This window comes from Variovorax sp. P4_D9 (assembly GCF_056401695.1).
The window spans coordinates 1-15,464 of the sequence record NZ_JBFUIU010000134.1 but is presented as its reverse complement, the minus strand read 5'-3'; the positions used below and the strand labels follow the sequence as shown (position 1 = coordinate 15,464).

The 15,464-nt window shown below is 67.7% G+C and carries 20 protein-coding genes; 11 read left to right on the top strand and 9 right to left on the bottom strand.

The genetic code is table 11. The annotated features are described in order from the left end of the window. Together rsmI and AC1DY5_RS16615 are read left to right on the top strand one after the other, a co-directional pair. Positions 1-636 (top strand): 16S rRNA (cytidine(1402)-2'-O)-methyltransferase (gene rsmI, locus AC1DY5_RS16620; RefSeq protein WP_478113061.1); only part of this gene is annotated, 636 nt, incomplete at its 5' end. Positions 637-956: 320 nt separating this feature from the next. Then, positions 957-1,229 carry a macro domain-containing protein gene (locus AC1DY5_RS16615; protein WP_478113059.1) on the top strand — a complete coding sequence of 91 codons (273 nt, stop codon included), beginning with the start codon at positions 957-959 and terminating at the stop codon, positions 1,227-1,229. Between the two features lie 20 nt (positions 1,230-1,249). Here the strand turns inward: AC1DY5_RS16615 and AC1DY5_RS16610 are convergent, their stop codons facing one another. After that, positions 1,250-1,978 carry a glutathione S-transferase gene (locus tag AC1DY5_RS16610; RefSeq protein WP_478113057.1) on the bottom strand — a complete coding sequence of 243 codons (729 nt, stop codon included), beginning with the start codon at positions 1,976-1,978 and terminating at the stop codon, positions 1,250-1,252. 45 nt (positions 1,979-2,023) lie between these two features. After that, complete coding sequence (locus AC1DY5_RS16605) at positions 2,024-2,770, bottom strand: hypothetical protein (protein WP_478113056.1); 747 nt, start codon at positions 2,768-2,770, stop codon at positions 2,024-2,026. Between the two features lie 173 nt (positions 2,771-2,943). On the opposite strand from AC1DY5_RS16605, the gene AC1DY5_RS16600 reads away from it, so the two are divergent. Beyond that, entirely contained in the window at positions 2,944-3,231 is a 288-nt protein-coding gene (locus tag AC1DY5_RS16600) for a c-type cytochrome (protein ID WP_478113063.1), read from the top strand. A gap of 105 nt (positions 3,232-3,336) precedes the next feature. Beyond that, positions 3,337-4,215, top strand: a complete 879-nt coding sequence (locus tag AC1DY5_RS16595) for a lipase family protein (RefSeq protein WP_478113054.1) — start codon at positions 3,337-3,339, stop codon at positions 4,213-4,215. A 39-nt stretch (positions 4,216-4,254) separates the two neighbouring features. Here the strand turns inward: AC1DY5_RS16595 and AC1DY5_RS16590 are convergent, their stop codons facing one another. Beyond that, positions 4,255-4,629 carry a hypothetical protein gene (locus AC1DY5_RS16590; RefSeq protein WP_478113052.1) on the bottom strand — a complete coding sequence of 125 codons (375 nt, stop codon included), beginning with the start codon at positions 4,627-4,629 and terminating at the stop codon, positions 4,255-4,257. A gap of 99 nt (positions 4,630-4,728) precedes the next feature. Beyond that, positions 4,729-4,935 carry a hypothetical protein gene (locus AC1DY5_RS16585; protein ID WP_478113050.1) on the bottom strand — a complete coding sequence of 69 codons (207 nt, stop codon included), beginning with the start codon at positions 4,933-4,935 and terminating at the stop codon, positions 4,729-4,731. 266 nt (positions 4,936-5,201) lie between these two features. On the opposite strand from AC1DY5_RS16585, the gene AC1DY5_RS16580 reads away from it, so the two are divergent. After that, the gene (locus AC1DY5_RS16580; RefSeq protein ID WP_478113048.1) at positions 5,202-5,633 is read left to right on the top strand and encodes a VOC family protein; all 432 of its coding nucleotides are present in this window, start codon (positions 5,202-5,204) and stop codon (positions 5,631-5,633) included. A 9-nt stretch (positions 5,634-5,642) separates the two neighbouring features. Here the strand turns inward: AC1DY5_RS16580 and AC1DY5_RS16575 are convergent, their stop codons facing one another. The 5 genes from AC1DY5_RS16575 to AC1DY5_RS16555 all read right to left on the bottom strand — a co-directional run bounded on the left by AC1DY5_RS16575 (position 5,643) and on the right by AC1DY5_RS16555 (position 9,356). Further along, positions 5,643-6,533, bottom strand: a complete 891-nt coding sequence (locus tag AC1DY5_RS16575) for a LysR family transcriptional regulator (protein ID WP_478113046.1) — start codon at positions 6,531-6,533, stop codon at positions 5,643-5,645. A 130-nt stretch (positions 6,534-6,663) separates the two neighbouring features. Further along, positions 6,664-7,266 (bottom strand): hypothetical protein, encoded by a 603-nt coding sequence (locus AC1DY5_RS16570; protein ID WP_478113044.1) that lies wholly within the window; start codon positions 7,264-7,266, stop codon positions 6,664-6,666. A gap of 279 nt (positions 7,267-7,545) precedes the next feature. Next, complete coding sequence (locus AC1DY5_RS16565) at positions 7,546-7,968, bottom strand: PIN domain-containing protein (protein WP_478113042.1); 423 nt, start codon at positions 7,966-7,968, stop codon at positions 7,546-7,548. Beyond that, the gene (locus tag AC1DY5_RS16560; RefSeq protein WP_478113040.1) at positions 7,968-8,228 is read right to left on the bottom strand and encodes a type II toxin-antitoxin system Phd/YefM family antitoxin; all 261 of its coding nucleotides are present in this window, start codon (positions 8,226-8,228) and stop codon (positions 7,968-7,970) included. Before AC1DY5_RS16560 ends, AC1DY5_RS16565 begins: the two co-directional genes overlap by 1 nt. A 189-nt stretch (positions 8,229-8,417) precedes the next feature. Then, positions 8,418-9,356: a LysR family transcriptional regulator gene (locus AC1DY5_RS16555; protein ID WP_478113039.1), complete on the bottom strand. Its 939-nt coding sequence runs from the start codon at positions 9,354-9,356 to the stop codon at positions 8,418-8,420. A 144-nt stretch (positions 9,357-9,500) separates the two neighbouring features. Between AC1DY5_RS16555 and AC1DY5_RS16550 the strand changes: the two genes are divergently transcribed. The 6 genes from AC1DY5_RS16550 to AC1DY5_RS16525 are packed head-to-tail and all read left to right on the top strand — an operon-like array spanning position 9,501 to position 15,177. Further along, a complete protein-coding gene (locus AC1DY5_RS16550; RefSeq protein WP_478113037.1) occupies positions 9,501-9,947 on the top strand; it encodes a nuclear transport factor 2 family protein in 447 nt (148 codons plus the stop codon). After that, the gene (locus AC1DY5_RS16545) at positions 9,944-11,110 is read left to right on the top strand and encodes an iron-containing alcohol dehydrogenase family protein (protein ID WP_478113036.1); all 1,167 of its coding nucleotides are present in this window, start codon (positions 9,944-9,946) and stop codon (positions 11,108-11,110) included. The genes AC1DY5_RS16550 and AC1DY5_RS16545 overlap by 4 nt, the downstream gene beginning before the upstream one ends. A 48-nt stretch (positions 11,111-11,158) precedes the next feature. Continuing rightward, complete coding sequence (locus AC1DY5_RS16540; RefSeq protein ID WP_478113034.1) at positions 11,159-12,079, top strand: TauD/TfdA dioxygenase family protein; 921 nt, start codon at positions 11,159-11,161, stop codon at positions 12,077-12,079. Next, positions 12,076-13,341, top strand: a complete 1,266-nt coding sequence (locus AC1DY5_RS16535) for an alpha-hydroxy acid oxidase (protein ID WP_478113032.1) — start codon at positions 12,076-12,078, stop codon at positions 13,339-13,341. The genes AC1DY5_RS16540 and AC1DY5_RS16535 overlap by 4 nt, the downstream gene beginning before the upstream one ends. 17 nt (positions 13,342-13,358) lie before the next feature. Then, positions 13,359-14,354, top strand: a complete 996-nt coding sequence (locus AC1DY5_RS16530; RefSeq protein ID WP_478113030.1) for a Bug family tripartite tricarboxylate transporter substrate binding protein — start codon at positions 13,359-13,361, stop codon at positions 14,352-14,354. A gap of 16 nt (positions 14,355-14,370) precedes the next feature. Continuing rightward, entirely contained in the window at positions 14,371-15,177 is an 807-nt protein-coding gene (locus AC1DY5_RS16525) for a fumarylacetoacetate hydrolase family protein (RefSeq protein ID WP_478113028.1), read from the top strand. The last annotated feature ends 287 nt before the right edge of the window (positions 15,178-15,464 follow it).

Sequence of the window (15,464 nt, the reverse complement as noted above, 5' to 3'; positions counted from 1 at the left end):
CGCATCGCCTATGTCAGCGACGCCGGCACGCCCGGCGTCAGCGACCCCGGGGCGCGGCTGGTGGCCGCGGTGCGCGAGGCCGGCCATCGCGTGCTGCCGCTGCCCGGCGCCAGCAGCGTGACCACGCTGGTCGGCGCGGCCGGACTGGTCGCTGCCGGAGACCCGGGCAGCGGTTTCGTGTTCGCCGGCTTCCTGCCGAGCAAGGCCGGCGAGCGCGATGCCGCGGTACTGCGGCTGGCCGACGAAGCCCGCAGCGTGGTGCTGCTCGAGGCGCCGCACCGCATCGAGGCGCTGGCGCGCGCGCTGGCCAGCCTGGGCGAGCGCAAGGTCACCGTCGGCCGCGAGCTCACCAAGCAGTTCGAGGAGATCGCGACGGTCGCAGCCGCGGCCCTGCCCGACTGGTTCGCCACCAGCCGCGACCGCACGCGCGGCGAATTCGCGCTGGTGCTGCACCCTCGGCCCACGGCCGTCGATGACGGTGCCGAGGGCGAGCGCGTGCTGCGCCTGCTGCTGGCCGAGCTGCCGGTGAAAAGCGCGGTGCGCATCGCGGCCGAGATCAGCGGCGCCCCGCGCAATGCGCTCTACGACGCCGCACTGCGCATGCGCAGGGACGGCGACGAGGCCGTCGAACCGTAGCGCGCCCGCCGCTGCACGCATCGCCGCTTGCTTGACCCAGGTCAGGGCCCTGCGCCGGCGCGCGGGCTATGGTCGGTCAAACCATCCAGCACCCATGTTGCATGAAGTCAGCGGCGATATTCTTCTTTCCAGGGCACAGGCCATCGCGCACGGGGTCTCGCCCAACGATTCGTTCAATTCCGGCCTCGCCCTGGCGCTGCGCGAGGGCTGGCCGTCGCTGTACAAGGACTTCCGCCACTATTGCCAGACCCGCCAGACCCGCCACCCGCAGCCGGGCGAGCTGTGGACCTGGGCCAGAAGGCCAGCGCGTCATCAACCTCATGACGCAGGACGCGGCATACGACACCAGCGCCAAGTCGGGCAAGGCGAYGGTCGAGCGCGTGAACCACACACTGCGGGCGCTGCGAAAGTGGGTCGAGGAAGAAAAATTTGCCAGCCTCGCCTTGCCGCGGCTCGCCACCGGCGTCGGGGGCCTCGACTGGAAAGACGTCGCACCGCTGGTCGAGCGCCACCTGGGTGACCTGGAGATCCCGGTCTACCTGTACACGAGCTATCGCAAGGGCGTCGCCGCCGAGGAAACGGCGGCCCGCTGATCCGGGGGCGGCCCAGCCGCTCAGCCGTCGAGCTCGGGGTAGGCACGGAAGATGCCGTCCTCGTTGAAGGCGATCCGACGCGGACTCCGCAGGTAGTCGTGGACCCGCTGCCGGCGGCCCACGTTGGCATGCAGCTTCGCCACCGACGGCGTGTCGGCCAATGCACGCGCGGCGGCCTTCGGGAAGGCATAGCGCAGCCCCGCCACCAGCTGGAACAGCGAGAGATCGGCGTAGGTCAGCACATCGCCGACCAGGTGCAGGTCCCCGGACGGATTGCGCTGCAGGATCTTCTCGAACCAGCCAAGAAACTTCGGAATGCGTTCCTCGCGAAAGGCCTTGGCGCGCGCCAGCGCGGCCTCGCGCTGGTCCTCGTAGTAGAGCCCGGTCGACAGCGGATGGTGAGTGTCGTGCGCCTCGGCCACGCAGTCGGCGATGGTCAGCTGCAGCTGGTGCGTCCACAGCCCGTCGGCCTCGCCCACGCCCGCCAGCCCGAGCCGCGGCCCGAGGTACAGCAGGATCGCCGCCGTCTGGCCGACCACGATGTCGCCGTCGACCAGGAAGGGCGGCGCGAACGCGGGCCGGGGGTTGTCAGGGTCGTCGAGCCGGCGGGCCAGTTGCGACTCGCCGCCGCCCTTCGACGGCGGCTCGCGCGCCACATCGACGTAGGCGGCGCCGGCGGCCTCGAGCGCGAGCCGGACGAATTCGCCACGGCCCTGGATCGTGGGCCAGTAGTGGAGTTGATAGGCCAAGCGTCCTCCGCATGAAAGTGAAGTTGAGCGCGCCCCGCGGCCGCCTCAGTATCGAACGATCGCGTAAGCGGCCACGCCGGCCACCACGCCGGCCACCACGCCGGTGCGGCGCGCCCGGTCGCGCGCGCATCTCGTCGTCCCAGCGGCGGCGGTCGCACTCCCAGGTGCTGCCGGTGATCCAGTGGCAGTCGGCGTGGCGCTGGTCGGCGCGGTTGCGCTCCGCCGCACCCGCGACCCCGCGGCCACCACGCCGGCGCGCTGCGCATCGCGGCGGTTGTGCCAGTCGTTGTTCCAGAAGTGGTTGTTGTTCCAGCCGCTGTTGTTCCAGTGGTGCGGAGGCGGACGATGCCGCGAGCCGTGGCGCTGCGCGTCGGCCCAGCCGGCGGCCAGCACCAGCGCCACGACGGCCTGGGCGCGCAGGGCGGTCATGGCTTCTGCACCAGGTCGACGATGCGCGTCGCGGCCGGGTCGGCGGACGGCGCATGTCTTGCCGAGCCGGGCGACGTTGGTGCTGATCCATTCGCGCGTCAGCCTGCCGACCGACGGCCCGTTTCGGCCGGTGAGATAGCCATGCAGCCACACCATGCCGTTGCCGATGTAGTCCTGCGCCTCGACGGCCCGCTGCCGCCGGGCCTCGGAGGCGTTCGGGTCGGGCAGCACCTGCGATGCGGCGGCGTTGAAGTCGGCACACGAGAGCGTGGAGGCATCGTCCGCGACGCCCGGTGCCTGCGCCATCACGGCCTGCCCGATGAAGAGAAATCCGATCGCTGCCATCACTTTGAGTCGATGCATGTCTGGAGCTCCTTGCAAGGAGCATGTCTGGTGCTCCTTGCAAGGGCCTGCCCTCGCAAACATCCTAGGAAGTTCGGTCGCCTGCGTCCACCCTGACGAATTGGGCAGAATCCAGGCCGATGCGCCTGACGATGTTTCGAACCGCGATGCCGATGCTTGGCGGCCTGCTATCGATGCTGCTCGCCGCGCCGGCAGGCGCCGACGACCAGGTCCAGGCACTGGCCCACAAGAACGGCTGCATGTCCTGCCACGGCATGGTCCACAAGCAGGTCGGGCCGGGCTTCGCGCAGGTGGCGGCGCGCTACCGAGACGACGCCGAGGCACCGACCCGGCTCGCCGGCAGGATTCGCGGCGGCAGCGTCGGCACCTGGGGCCGCGTCATCATGCCTCGGCAATCCCAAATGAGCGAGGAGCAGGCCAGGATGCTCGCGGAATGGGTGCTGACGCAGCCGCCGCCCTGAAAGGGAAGCGCCGATCCGCGCCCGGCGACGCCCCTCCCACATATTGATGAGGCGGGCGCCCATCGAGCCAGAACACAATGCCTCAACAACAATGGAGGCGAAGCGATGAGTAGCGGGGCCGATGCGCAGGTATCCATCGAATACGATGCATCCCGCGAAGCGCTGCTTCATCCCGAGCAGCGGCCCACGATCTTCGTGGAGGAACCGGATGCAACGCTCACGCTCCCGGGGCTTGCAGTCGAAGCGGCGCGCCTGGCCTACCTGCGAGCCGAATCGAACCCGGACGAGTCGTGCAGGCTGATCGCGGCACTGCACCTAGCGGGGTTCGCCGAGCCCGCCACGTTCTTCGACCGGGCCACTGGCGCTTACGCCTATGGCTCGGTTCGCGCCCGGGACGGCCTGGCTATGCTTGCCTATCGCGGAACCCAGCCCGACGATCCCAAGAATGTCATGGCGGACCTGGACTTCTTGCCAAGCCCCTGGGCCGAAGGCAATGTGCATTCGGGATTCGGTCGCGCGGCCCAGTCATTGAAGACGAAGGTGCTGCAGTGGCTGGCGAACGAGGCCTCGGGCCGCAGACAGCTGCTGCTGTGCGGCCACAGCCTGGGCGCCGCGATGGCGACGATCTTTGCCGGCCTTGTCGAGCCCACGCACGTCATCACGATCGGCTCGCCCCGTGTCGGCGACATCGACTTCATCGGGTCGCTGCCGGCGAGCGCGATGACCCGCATCGTGAACTGCGCCGATGTCGTGCCCACCCTGCCTCCGCGTATCACGCCCYACCACCACGTCGGCCATCTTCTCTACATCGACAAGGACGGCCGGCGGCACGACAACCCGGAAACCCCGTTCGTGCTCAAGGACCGCATCGTGGGCCAGGCCGAGCATGCCGCGCGCATGATCGCCGCGCCGGAGCCCGGCGCCATCGCGCTCCGGGCGCTGACCGATCACTCGCCGGTCAACTACCTGCGCGCATTCTGCTGAGGCGCCTGCCCGCGGCGCCCGCGGGCCCTTTTCGCGATCTCAATCGATGCGCTGCGGCCAGTTGCCGGTCTTGCCTCGCTCCGATGCCGAGGTGTAGCAGGTGATCGACTTGAAGCCGACGCAGAAATCGGCATCGCAGACCTTGCCGTCGGAGGCCAGCCGGGTCGGCCGAGCGGGCTCGGTGGCGAAGCGCACCGAGCGCTCGTAGCCTTGCGCCCGGCAGTAGGTGTCGGCGGCTTTCTTGCCGCAGTACCTGCCCCAGACGTAGCACTGGTCGAGGCGCGCGAGCTTCTTGTAGGTCGGGTGATTGAAGGAGCCTTCGAGCGCGAAGGACGCGCTGGCCGCGAGCGTGCAGGCCGCGAGCAACGCGAACGACCTGCATGCGCCGGGCCATGGCCGGCCGATGTGCTTCATGACATCTCCCCGCGAGTGATCGATGCAGCAAGACTAGGACACGCGCCGCCGTATTTCCAGTCGATGACCTGGCGCGGCTGTGCGGGGCGCCCGGGCCATTCAGCGGCGGGGCTTCTTACGCGGGGTCGGCTGGGTTGCCTTGCCGCTCCAGAAATCCACAATCTGACGCGCAGCCTCGGCCTGGGTCGCAGCGACTTGGCGCTTCGCCATCGCAGTGGCCTGCCCGCGCGCTGTGCCCGCAGCCCGGTTGGCGGCACTCAGCCACATGCTCATCAGAGGATTCTTCTTCGTCCAGGGGTTGCTCATGGCGCGCCTCTCCGCGACCGATGGCCGCACAGTGAAGCTTGAGGCCCGGGCACAGATCAGCAGCCTAAGGATCGAGCCCGTCGCTGCGTGGCTGCTTTCCTACGCCGCAAAGGTCGCGTGCAATCGTGCACTGTCTCGGCGCGCCGAGCCATGGCGACACCGACTCATCACGAACCGTGGGGCTGAGCAAGAAAACATATCGCTTTCGGCAATGCGATTCCTTCCGTAGAGTCGCGTCACCCGTACTCCCGACCGCGATGACATCCATGACCACCCCCACCGCACCCATCCCGTTCCACCTGGCCTTCCCGGTCCGCGACATTGCCGAAGCTCGCGCCTTCTACGGCGAGCTGCTGGGCTGCCCGGAAGGCCGAAGCGCGCCCGAATGGGTTGACTTCAATTTCTACGGCCACCAGATCGTGGCGCACCTGGCCCCGGACGAATGCGGCCACCGCCAGTACAGCCCCRTCGACGGCCACGACGTGCCGGTTCGCCACTTCGGGGCGGTGCTGCCGATGGACCAATGGCAGGCCTTGGCCGACAAGCTCGTCGCCCGCAAGACCGAATTCGTCATCGAGCCCTACATCCGGTTCAAGGGCGAGCCGGGCGAGCAGGCGACGATGTTCTTTCTCGACCCTTCGGGCAATGCGCTCGAATTCAAGTCCTTCGCGAACCTGGATTCGCTGTTCGCCGTCTGAAGGGGCCGCTCAGGCGCGCTGCTTGTGCTTGCGGACCTCGGCGGCCTCTCGCAAGGACCGGGCGAACTGCGCGACGATGGGCGGACTCGCCCGGGGCTTGCGCTGGAGCAGGCCGATTTCGCGGTGGAAGGTGGATTCGCCCAGCGAGACTGCGCGGACGCCCGCCGGGAGTGGCAGGTGCGCCTCGACCAGCGGCACCAGCGCGACGCCGAGGCCCTTCGCTGCCAGGTGGATCAGCCCCGGTATTTCGTCGATCTCGATGGCATCGTTGACCGCGAGGCCTTCGCGGCGAAGAAATGCTTCCACCATCCGGCCGCCGAAAGAGGCACGGTCATAGCGAAGAAAGGGCTGCGACTCGATGAGCGTTCGCCAGTCCTTGCCCGGCACGGTCCTGGGCGCGATGAGCACGTAGGGCTCATGCGCCAGCGCCTGCCAGCTCATGTCCGGCAGCGTTCCGAACGGCGGTCGAATGATCAGGGCGGCATCGATCAGGCCGGCGTCCAGGTCGTCCATCAGGCGCATCGACACACCGGGCGACACATGCACGCGAACCAGCGGAAGTGCCTTGCGGAACCGTTCTAGAGCGCGCGCCAGCAGGGTCGGCTGCGTCGATGCGATGGCGCCCACGCGCAGCAATCCGCGCGTAGAGGTGTCGCTGGGCGGATCGCCGAGCCTGGCGTAGAGGGCGCAGATTTCCTCCGCACGCGCGAGCGTGGTCTGGCCCGCCGCGTTCAAGGTGGCGGACCGGCCGGTGCGGTCGAAGAGTTCGAAGCCCAAGGATTCTTCGAGTCGCTTGATCTGGCTGCTGACCGCCGACTGCGTGAGGCCGATGCGCTCGCCGGCCGCCGCGAAGGTGCCGTGCTTGCAGACGGCGATGAAGGTCCTGAGTTCGCTGATCACCCGACGAGCATCTCAAGGATTGATGCTCGGGTCAACGATGCATGGACGTTCGTTGTTGATGCGAAGATCCGGGCGGGACAGTCCCGTTGCCACCGCTGCCGAGACTCGATGCCTCCGCAGCAGGGCTCGCTCACTTCGCGGGCGCCGGCCTCACGCTCAACGCCACCGACTCGGTGAAGTTGGCCACCACCTGGTCGCCCACCTTCACATCCTTCAGCACCTGCGGATCGCGCACGTGCACGTCGACCAGCTGGCCACTTGGCCCCCTGAGCGTGGCGATGTTCTTCTTTCGATCCAGGGCGAAGACATTGGCCACGATGGTGGTGCGCGTGGTGGCGACGCCGCCCGGCCTGGCGCCCTTCGCGGCCACGGTGGCCGACTCGGTCTCGATCCGCTCGCGGATGCCGTCGCCGCCCTTCACCAGCGCCAGCGCGACGCCGATGCGGTAACTCAGGCGGACCCGGTCGCCGACCTTGACCTGCTCGAGGTTCCTCACGGCCGGATCGACCCGGAGGTCGTTGATGTTGCCCCTCGGGCCCTTGATCGACACGATGCGGTTCGCCACGTCCACTGCGGTGATCTCGCCTGTGACCGACAGCACGGCCGAACCGCCCCGGGCGTCTTCGAGCTGGATGGACTTGCGCTCCGGGGGTGTCTGCGCACCGGCGGTGCCGGCGCAAAGTGTCAGCGCGGCGCATGTCGCGAGCAAGGCGTGTTTTTGGAGGTTTTTCATGTTGGTCCTGCGTTGGTATGGAAAGGCGGGGCCACCTTACGCGCACGCAGGCCAGATGTCACTTGCACTTAAGTGCAGTGCCGGACCAAGAAAAAAACGAGGCCTGGAATCCCAAACCCCTTGGGAACCCGGCATGAATGCTGGACCCAGACGATTTCAGCCTTCCCAGATACCGACAAGAATACCGACGTCTTGGTCGTGCCTTGGCCCTGCTGGAAGTCGCCGTGCAGCACTTTGGGTCGGCTCGGTGGCCGGTGAACAGCCCGATCGGCCGGATCATTACACCGACTTGTATTCCCAAGGGTTGATCATCGGCGCGTTGGTTGGCGCAAAGTGCTTGACGTTGCGAGTGACGATCGTGAGCTGGCGAGTGATGGCGGAAGCCGCGATGAACGCGTCGGCCGCGGAGATCTGGTGCATCACCACCAGCGTCGCAGCCATGGCGGCGGCACTACCGTCGAGGTCGATGATGCGCTCGGCAAACTCGGTGAGCACCTGGCCAGTGAGCCAGGCGCGGAGGATGGCGCCTTGCGCGGTGTCGGCGCGCTCCTTCTGCTGCACCCCCACCTCGAGCTCGTAGACCGTGATGGCCGAGAGAAAGGTTTCGTCCTGGGCAATAGAGCCCGCCCATGCGACAACGGCCGGAGAAGCCTTCTCCGGCCGCCGAAGCGCAGAAATGACGTTCGTGTCGAGCAGGTACATCAGCCGAGATCCACGCCGCGCGAATCGATGCTGACCCGCGGTGGATCAAAGGCGATGTCGTCAGCCGGCCCGCGCTGGGCCACGGCCTGCAGCAGCGATTTGGCGCGGCTGCCCTTGAGTGCTTCGTAATCCCGATAGGACAAGAGGACGTGCGAGCGCACGCCGCGAGAGGTAATGAACACCGGGCCGTTGTCGGCCTGGTTCTTCAGGCGGCTGGAGTCGCGATTGAACTCGCGGCTGGAAACTTCGGTGACTTCCATGAGGAACCTCCTCCATCGTTGCACATGCAAATGCTACTACATATGCATGTACATCTGCAACCCCACCCGTTCTGATAGCGGCGCGCCGGTGACTGCAGTGGTGGACACGCGGATCCCGTCGACTCGCGTCGGCGTCCGCGGACTCCCCATAAGCGGCGAGAGCCCGCGTGGCCGAACGCAAGCTCCGCTTCACTTGCCGGCGGTATGCCGCCAAGTGGTCCCCGCCGGCAATGCCCACTCCGGCGGATGCCGCGACCACTCCTTGAGGAACTCCAGCAGATGCCGAACCCGCGTTGGCATGTTGCGCCGCGTCGAGAACACCACATAGATATCAAGTTCCTCGGGAACAGAGTCGGGCAACAGCGCCACGAGCGTGCCGGCGCGCAGTTCCTCCGACACCATGTAGTAGGGGTGCAGCGAAATGCCGGCGCCGAGCAATGCGCCCTGCTTGAGCGCGTCGCCCAGGTTGGAGCGCACGGTGCCGCGCACGCGGATCTCCTGCGGCGGATCGCCGGCGAACTTCCACACTCCGGCGCCCGACTTGATGGTGTGCACCAGGCAGTTGTGCCGCACAAGATCGCCAACCGCCGCGGGCCGTCCGTGCGCCTTCAGGTAAGCGGGCGACGCCACCACCACCTGCGGCGCCTTCATCAGCGACTGCGCCACATAGCTTGCGTCTTCGAGTGAAGGTGCGATGCGGATCGAAAGATCGAGCGCCTCGGCGACGAGGTCGGACCGGCCGTCGTCATGCAGCACCGTCACCTCGATGTCCGGATACCGATGCGTGAACTGCGCCATGAGCCGCATGAGGTGATAGGCACCGAACGAGGGCGGCGTGCCCACGCGGATCGCCCCGCGCGGCAGGTGAACGACATCGCGCACCTCGCCTTCGATCGCTTCGTAGCGCTCGAGCAGATCGCGCCCGGCCTCCAGTACGCGCGCGCCGGCTTCGGTGAGCGCCACCTGCTTCGAACTGCGCTTGAGCAATTGCGCTCCCATCGACGACTCGAGCCACGCCACGTGCTTGGTGATCGTCGCCCTGGAGAGCGAGAGTTGCATGGCGGCACGCACGAAGCTGCCGGAGCGTGCGACTTCGGTAAATATCTGGAGGCAGCGAAGGCGATCCACAGGGGGTCCGGAGGAGGGTGCGACCGGATTCAAGGTTTCCAAATCGCAAACGTTGGATTCTCGAACATGGTGCGCCACCGGGCAAGGTGCTCCCTAGACTTCGAGTCACGCAAGACCGCCGCTGCAGGCGGCATCGCCCACCTCATGACCGCCGTCCCAACCTCCACCGCCGCACCCTTGCTCGCCGAGTTGACCCAGGCGCTGCATCGCTTTTTCCACGCGCTCGACATGCGGCGCTACGACTGCATGCTCGACCTGTTCACCGAAGACTGTCGTTGGCTGCGCCAAGGCCAATGGCTCGAAGGCAAGGACGCCGTGCGTACGGCCCTCGACTCCCGCCCGGCGGATGTCGACACCCGCCACGTGCTGACCAATGCCTACGTGAGCGCATGCGACGGCGACTCGGCCGAGCTCGAGGCCTACATGACGGCCTACCGCTATCCCGCTGCGGCCCAGTCCGCCAGCGCGCCGCCGCGCATCGCCGGCCCGCTGCGCTTCAACCTCACGTCCACCGTGTTCCGGCGCGATCCCGACCACGATTGGCGCATCGCGGAACAACGAATGGTGGCGGCCTTCGCCTTCGCCGAATGAGTAGCATCCTGCCGGCCTCCTTCACCCACCGCAGCGCGGCCACGCGGCTGGTCCTGCGCGAAGGCGCTATCGACGGCCTTCGCGCCGAGCTCGACGCGCTGGGCATCACGCGGCCACTGGTGCTGGGCGGCGCCCGCACGCAGCGCTCGGCGCTGTTCGCCCGCAGCGTCGCGGCGCTGGGCGACTTGCCGCATGTGCTGGCCGAGCCGGTGCCCGCGCATTCCAGCGTGAGCCTTGTGGAGCGGCTGGCTGCGCGCGCGATCGCCGATGGCGTCGATGGGTTCATCGCCATCGGCGGCGGCAGCGCCTCCGACACCGCCAAGGCGATCGCGCTCCTCATGGCCGAGGGCGGCCGGCTTGCCAATCATGCGGTGCGTTTCACGCCGCCGGCTTCGCTGGTCGCGCCTCGCCTCGCAGCGCCCAAACTCCCGATCGTGGCCATTCCGCAAACGGCCTCGGGCGCTGAAGTCACGGTCTCGCTGGGCGTGCGCGATGACGATGGCGCCAAGCTGCTGTTCACCGACATTCAGCTCGCGGCCCGCCTGGTGCTGATCGACCCGCTTGCCAATCTCGAGGTCCCGGCCGCGTTGATGTGCGCCACGGGCATGAACGGCCTGGCGCATTGCATCGAGGGCCTGTATTCGCTGGAGCGCTCGCCGCTGGCCGAGACCTTCGCGTTGGAGGCGATGGCGCGTTTCGCACGGGCCTTGCCCGCCGTGCATGGCCAGCCGCGAGATGCGGCGGCGCGCGCGGCACTGCTGTACGCCGCGCACCTGTCCGGCCTGGTGCTGGTGAATGCCCGCACCTGTCTGCATCACGCGATCTGCCACGCGATCGGCTCGGTCACCGGCGTCGGGCACGGCGATGCCAATGCCGTGATGCTGCCGCACGCTGTCGCCTTCAATGCCGAAGCCGCCGCCGAACCGCTGGCGCGCGCGGCCCGGGTGCTGGACGCCGGCGATAGCGCCGAGGGCCTGGTGGGCGCCCTGCGCCGGCTGCAAGCTGCCATCGGCGTCCCGACCCGGCTGCGCGACATCGGCGTGCCGCGCGAAGCGCTCCGCCGCATCGCCACCAAGACGATGCGAGAGCGCGGCCTCTACTACAACCCCCGCCCGGTCGGCGACGAGCGCGAGATCCAGGCACTGCTCGACGCCGCCTACTGACGGCGGTCGAGCCATCGAACGATCTTCACCCCACAAGGAGTTCCATCCATGACCATGCGCATCGTCCCCGGCGCCGCAACGCTCGGCGCCCGCGTTGAAGGCCTCGATCTGTCGCGGCCGCTGTCGGCCGAAGTCTTCGAACAGCTGCTGCAGGCCCTCAGCCGTTACGGCGTGCTCAGCTATCCGAAGCAGGACCTCAGCGCGACCCAGCTGCGCGACTTCTCGGCGAATTTCGGCCGGCTCGAAGTCAACGTCGCGGGCGCCTACCAGGAGCCGGGCCTGCCCGAAGTCATGGTGCTCTCCAACATCGTGGAGAACGGCAAGCCGATCGGTCTCTCCGACGCCGGGCAGGACTGGCATACCGACATGTCCTACAACAGGATGATCGCGTTCACCAACGTGCTCTACGGCATCAAGATTCCGCATAGAGACGGCCAGCCGCTCGGCAACACCGAGTTCTGCAACATGCATGCGGCCTACGAAGCGTTGCCCGACGAATGGAAGAAGCGGCTCGACGGCATGACCGTGCTGCACGACTTCGACAAGTTCTGGGAAATGATGCGTCGCGAGCGCGGCAGCACCCGCCCGCCGCTCACGGCCGCCCAGCGCGCGGCACGGCCGCCGGTGTCGCATCCGGTCTTCCTGCGCCACCCCATCACCGGCAAGCGCGTGCTGTATGCCAACCCCGGCTATGCGGTCCGCATCAACGAGCTGGACGAGAAGGAGAGCGTCGAAGCGCTCGACTTCCTCTTCGCGCACCAGACCCGGCCCGAGTTCCGGTATGCGCATCGGTGGGAGGTCGGCGATGTGCTCATGTGGGACAACATGGACACGATCCACAACGCGATCCCCGATTACCGGCCCGACGAGCCGCGCCTCATCAAACGCTGCCAGGTGATGGCCACGCGCTTCTTCCACGACGACGGCACGCCGCGCAACGTGCCCGACACGGAGCTCGAAGCGGCATGACGCATGGCGTCGCCGCTTGCTATTCGACCGCCGACCTGCGCGAGCTGGCGCGGCGACGGCTGCCGCGCGCGGTGTTCGATTTCTACGATGGCGGCGCCGAGGACGAGCGCACCCTCGCCGGCAACAGCCAGGCCTTCGAGCGCTGGCACCTGGCGCCGCGCGTGCTCGTCAATGTTGCAGCTGCCTCGTCCGCCTGCACCTTGGTGGGCGCGCCCGCCGGCATGCCGGCCGCCATCGCCCCGACCGGCGCGGCCGGCTTCGGCTGCCGCGGTGCCGATCTTGCGCTCGCGCGCGCGGCGGCGAAGATGGGCATGCCCTACACCTTGTCGAGCAGCGCCACCACGGCCATCGAAACCATCGCCGACAAGGCACCCGGCCGCCTGTGGTTCCAGGCCTATGTGCTGCGCAACCAGGACTTCTTCTGGCAGCTGATCGAACGCGTCCGCCAGGCCGAGTACGAGGCCTTGGTCATCACCGTCGACCTGCCGGTCGGCGGCAAGCGCGAGCGCGATTTCCGCAACCACTTCTCCATCCCGTTCCGGTTCACGCCGCGCAACATGCTTGACTTCGCCTCGCGGCCGCGCTGGGCGGTCGACATGCTGCTGCGCGGCATGCCGGTCATGGAAAACCTGCGCGGCCTCGAAGCCACCGCCACGAATGCGACCGCCATTGCCTCCTCGGTCGGCCGCAGCTATGACCCGGCCTTCGACTGGGCGCGGCTGGCCCAGGTGCGCGACCGCTGGACACGCAAGCTGATCGTCAAGGGCGTGAGCCGCGGCGACGATGCCCGGCGCCTGGCCTCAATGGGGGTGGACGCCATCGTCGTGTCCAACCACGGCGGCCGGCAACTCGACGGCGCCGTCCCCAGCCTGCTGGCGTTGCCCGAGGTGCTGCAGGGTGTGGCCGGGTGCTTGCCGGTGCTGATGGACGGCGGCATCCGCCGCGGCTCCGATATCGGCAAGGCGCTGGCCCTCGGCGCGCAAGGTGTGTTGCTGGGCCGCGCGACGCTGTTCGGCGCGGTGGCCGCCGGCGACGAGGGCGCGCAGCGCGCCCTCGACATCTTGCACGACGAGCTGCTGCGCACGATGCGCCTGTGCGGCGCACCGACCGTGGAGCAACTCTCGGCCGACTTGCTGCGGCCGGCCGAAGCGGTCTCGTCGTGGCAGGCAGCCCTTCCGAATACCGGAGCGCCGGCCGCGCCGCGGCCTCCTCTCGACGCCGCGCCTCGCGCCCATCCAACCCCAGACCTCGTGAACTCCTGAACCGCGAAGGAAAAACCATGAAGAGACATCTCCCGACCCGCCGACTCGTGCTCGTCGCCGCGGCGCTTCTCGGCACAGCAGGCCTCCACACGCATGCGCTGGCCCAGAACGACTATCCCAACAAGCCGATCAAGCTCATGGTCGGCTACAGCGCCGGCGGGCCGACCGATGTGCTGGCGCRCGTGCTGGGGCAGGACATCGGTGCCACGCTCGGCCAGCCGGTCGTGGTCGAGAACAAGCCCGGCGTCAACGGCAACATCGCAACGGAGTTCGTGAAGCAGGCCCCGCCCGACGGCTACACCTTGATCGTCAACACCATCTCGCACAACGTCAATCCGTTGCTCCAGCCCGATCGCATCAAGTACGACCCGGTTAAGGACTTCACGCCGATCAGCATGGTCGCGGTGCTCCCGCAGCTCATCGTCGTGGCGGGCGACTCGCCCTACAAGACGCTCGGCGACCTGATCAAGAAGGCGCAGACCGGGCCGAACGCCGTCAGCTACGGCACGGCCGGCGTCGGCGGCTCGGCACACCTCGCGGCCGCCCTGCTGGAGCAGCGCAGCAAGACGCAGATGAACCACATTCCCTTCAAGGGCAACGCGCCCGCCCTGACCGAGGTGATGGCCGGCCGGGTGGATTTCATGTTCTTTCCGATGATCGGCGTGTCCGAATTCGTCACGAGCGGAAAGATCCGGATCCTGGCCGCCACGACGGCCAAGCGGCACCCCGACTATCCGCAAGTACCCACCACCGCCGAGCTCGGCTTCCCGGGCTTCGAGGACTATGCGCAACCGATCGGTTTCGTCGCTCCCGCCGGCCTTCCCGCGCCGATCGCCGCCAAGCTCGACGCCGCCATCGTCGCGTCCTTAAACAAGCCTGCCATGCAGGCGAGGCTCAAGTCCCTGGGGGCCGAGGTCAAGCACCTCGGGCCGGCCGAATACCGCGAGTGGCTGAGCCAGGACCGCACGCGCTGGTCGCAGCTGATCCGCAGTGCCAACATCAAGGCCGAATGAGCCCCGGAGCCGCCGAATGAAGTGGGTTAATTTTTCAGCGCCGGGCAGGGCCAGCGCCTACGGCATCCTCGAGTCCGATGACCGTATCCGCGAAGTGCGTGGCACCCCCTTCGGCGCCCACGAGCCGACCGGCGCCGTGCACCGGCTGGCCGACGTCAAGATCGAGGTGCCGCTGGTGCCGCGCACCTTCTATGCGGCCGGGCTCAACTACGTCAAGCACATTCGCGAATACGCCGAGCTGACCGGGAATCCCGTTGCGGAACCGAAGCAGGCCGACATCGGCTACCGCGCGGTCAATGCGCTGGTCGCGCATGACGAAGCGGTCGTCATTCCGTCGGACGCGAAGCAGATCGAGTACGAAGGCGAGCTTGTCGTCGTGATCGGCAGGAAGGCCAGGCACCTGAGCGAAGCCGATGCGCTCTCGTGCGTGCTGGGCTACACCATCGGCAACGACGTGAGCGAGCGTCTCTGGCAGGCATCGGACCGGACGTTCTGGCGCTCCAAGAACACGGACACCTTCAAGCCGATGGGGCCGTGGATCGAGACCGAGTTCGACCTCGACGCGGCCGAGACCACCGTGCGGCTCAACGGCGAGGTGCGGACGCATTTTCGAACGGCCGACATGCTGTTCGATATCCACACCTTCATCAGCCGCATGACGCGCTATCTCACGCTGTACCCAGGCGACGTCATCTGGATGGGCACCGACGGCAAGTCGCCGCAACTGAAGGCCGGTGATGTGGTCGAGGTCGAGATCACCGGCCTGGGCTGCCTTCGCAACCACTTCGTGGCCGAAGCGGACGGRCCGAACGCAAACACTTGATACCCGAGGGGCGCGCAGGCCGGCGTCAGCCGAGCGCCTCGAAGCGCCACTCTGTGCCTCGCTTCCCCAAGCTCTCCGATATCGCAACGCTTGCGCGTGCTGGAGCAAAACCCGTTCGGGTCGCTGATCGTTCTCTTGCTTGTCCTCAGCCTTGCGCTGRTCGTATGGGCGGCGCGATAACCGCAAGCAGCGGCCAGGCCTTCAGGCTGGCAGGCTGTAGGAGACGTTGGTGTGCCGCCAGGAATCGCAAACCTATCCGTATTCCGCATGGGTTCTAGGAAGTACAG